Source organism: Burkholderiales bacterium, assembly GCA_035560005.1.
In the GTDB taxonomy this organism is placed as follows: domain Bacteria; phylum Pseudomonadota; class Gammaproteobacteria; order Burkholderiales; family Eutrophovitaceae; genus DASRFY01.
Window position 1 is genome coordinate 1 of record DATMAN010000066.1, and the last position, 2,047, is coordinate 2,047.

4 protein-coding genes are annotated in these 2,047 nt (G+C 66.3%); all 4 read right to left on the reverse strand.

The features are described 5' to 3' along the window. On the reverse strand, positions 1–681 hold a 681-nt coding region (locus VNM24_09930; protein ID HWQ38911.1), incomplete at its 3' end, for a serine/threonine-protein kinase. A 266-nt stretch (positions 682–947) separates the two neighbouring features. Continuing rightward, positions 948–1,325 carry a type II toxin-antitoxin system VapC family toxin gene (locus tag VNM24_09935; GenBank protein HWQ38912.1) on the reverse strand — a complete coding sequence of 126 codons (378 nt, stop codon included), beginning with the start codon at positions 1,323–1,325 and terminating at the stop codon, positions 948–950. Further along, positions 1,322–1,582 carry a hypothetical protein gene (locus tag VNM24_09940; protein ID HWQ38913.1) on the reverse strand — a complete coding sequence of 87 codons (261 nt, stop codon included), beginning with the start codon at positions 1,580–1,582 and terminating at the stop codon, positions 1,322–1,324. The genes VNM24_09935 and VNM24_09940 overlap by 4 nt, the downstream gene beginning before the upstream one ends. Before the next feature lie 109 nt (positions 1,583–1,691). Then, positions 1,692–2,047, reverse strand: a 356-nt coding sequence (locus VNM24_09945; GenBank protein HWQ38914.1) for a hypothetical protein, incomplete at its 5' end; no start/stop codon positions are given.

Consider the following 2,047-nt stretch of genomic DNA (forward strand, 5'->3'; position numbering starts at 1 on the left):
CTTCGCGATGGTCCAGGCGCCCGAGCCGGTGAACGGCTTCTCGCCGGTGAGGAACTGGTACAGGATGATGCCCGCCGAGAAGATGTCGCTGCGCCGGTCAATGTTGCCGCCGGTGATCTGCTCCGGCGACATGTAGGCGGGGGTGCCGACCATCGTGCCCGCCTGCGTCTTCTCGGTCGCGCTCGCGTCGGTGATGCGCGCCACGCCGAAGTCGGCGAGCTTCACCTTGCCGTTGTGGTCAATCATCACGTTGGCCGGCTTGATGTCGCGGTGGATGATGCCGGCCTCGTGCGCGAAGTGCAGGGCGTCGCACAGCTCGCACATGACGCGCACCGCTTCCTTCAGCTCGAAGCGCTCGTTCGCGTCGAAGAAGTTCTTGAGTTCCTTGCCCTTGATGAACTCCATCACGATGTACGCGATGTCGCCTTCCTCGCCGAAGTCGTACACCTGCACGATGTTCGGATGGTTGAGGCGCGCCACCGCCTGCGCCTCGCGCACAAACCGCATCGAGTATTCGCGCGCGGTGTCCTCGTCCACCGCGCTCTTGAGGATCGTCTTGATGGCGACGGTCCGGTGCAGGCGCGTGTCGGTGCCGGCATAGACCATGCCCATCGCGCCCTTGCCGAGGACGCGGTCAATCTTGTAGCGCCCGAGCTGCTTCAGTTCGGCTTCAGCGGCCACGCGAAACTCCCGCCGGTCCTTCCCCCGGCAGCGCAAGCGTCAGATTTTTCGGGTTTTTCGGCACGTTCAGGCAGCCCAAGCCCGAGAGCGTACATTATCTCGACGGCCTTTGCCGCTGGCAAGGGCATTTGTCGCGGACCGATGCCGCCTTCGGTCTGCCCTCCCCAATCTGAAAAGAGCCTTTGGCGCCTGGCTCCAAGCCCCAGACCGAGTATCCGCCAGAGGCTCCGCACCCGCACGGTGCGGTGCAAGAAAACCGCGGGCGCCTACCACCCCTCGCGCTGAAGCCCAGGCACGGCGTCGAAATGCCGATCGCGGCTGAGTACGGGCAGACGATGCTCGACCGCAAGCGCTGCGATCCACGCATCGTTGGCCGGTATCGGATGTCCCGACTTCTTGAGCGACACACGGATTTCCGAGTACCGGGTGGCGGTCTCCTCCGTCACGGCGAGAATGTCGAAATCCCGCAAGTGCAATCGCAGCCATGCTTCGTACGTTGAACGGTGCCTCGACTGAGCGATTCCGTAGCGGAACTCGCCCAGCACGATCACCGGAATGGCTGCGCGCGCCTGGCGCCGCAGGATTTCCCCGACCGCCGATTCACCGTCCACGAATGCGGACAGCGCATTGGTGTCGAGAATCACGCCCGATCCTCGGGCTCGATCGCCTCGAACTCCTTGTCCATGATGTCCCGGATGCGCCGGGACTCCTTGCTCAATCGCCGCAGCTTGCCGAATCCTCGCATCCACTCGGGCTCGGCGGCGCGCACTCCCTTGCGGCCTGGAGCCAGCTTTTCCTGCAGCGCTTCGGCAACCAGTTGCCTGAGTGTCTGACCGCGCTCGGCAGCCTTGGCCTTTGCCTTGCGAAACAGCGGATCCGGAATTTCAATGGTCGTCTTCATCGAGGGCGCACCCTACCATATTTACGGCTGACCGCCGGAACCCGATGCATGCGCTCCCGGCCGCCGCGGCTGTTGCATCGCATGCCCGCGCCCCGGCTCGCCCGCACGCCTATCGGATCGCTGGCGCCCGGGTCTCGGGTTTGGGGACGGCGACGCCCTGCTCGCGCGCCTTCTGATACCAGCGCAGCGCGGTCTCGTAGTCGCGCGCCACAGCGGAGTTGCCGCGGTCGTAGATCTCGCCGAGCTTCTTCTGCGCCGGGCCGTGGCCGCTCTCGCCCGCTTCGAGGAAGGCCTGCAGCGCGCCGCGATCGTCGCCTGCACGCTCCATCGCAAGGCCGGCCCGGTAGCGCCGTTCTGCCTCTTCCTTGCCCAGCGGCGCGCGCTCCGGCAGCTTCGGCGCCGGGACCGCGACGGCGGCGGGTGGCGGCGCCACGGCCGGTGCCGGAACCGCGACCGGCGCTGGCG

Coding starts and splice junctions, on each gene's coding strand:
- VNM24_09940 (HWQ38913.1), bottom strand. CDS start 1,582: ATGAAGACGACCATTGAAATTCCGGATCCGCTGTTTCGCAAGGCAAAG.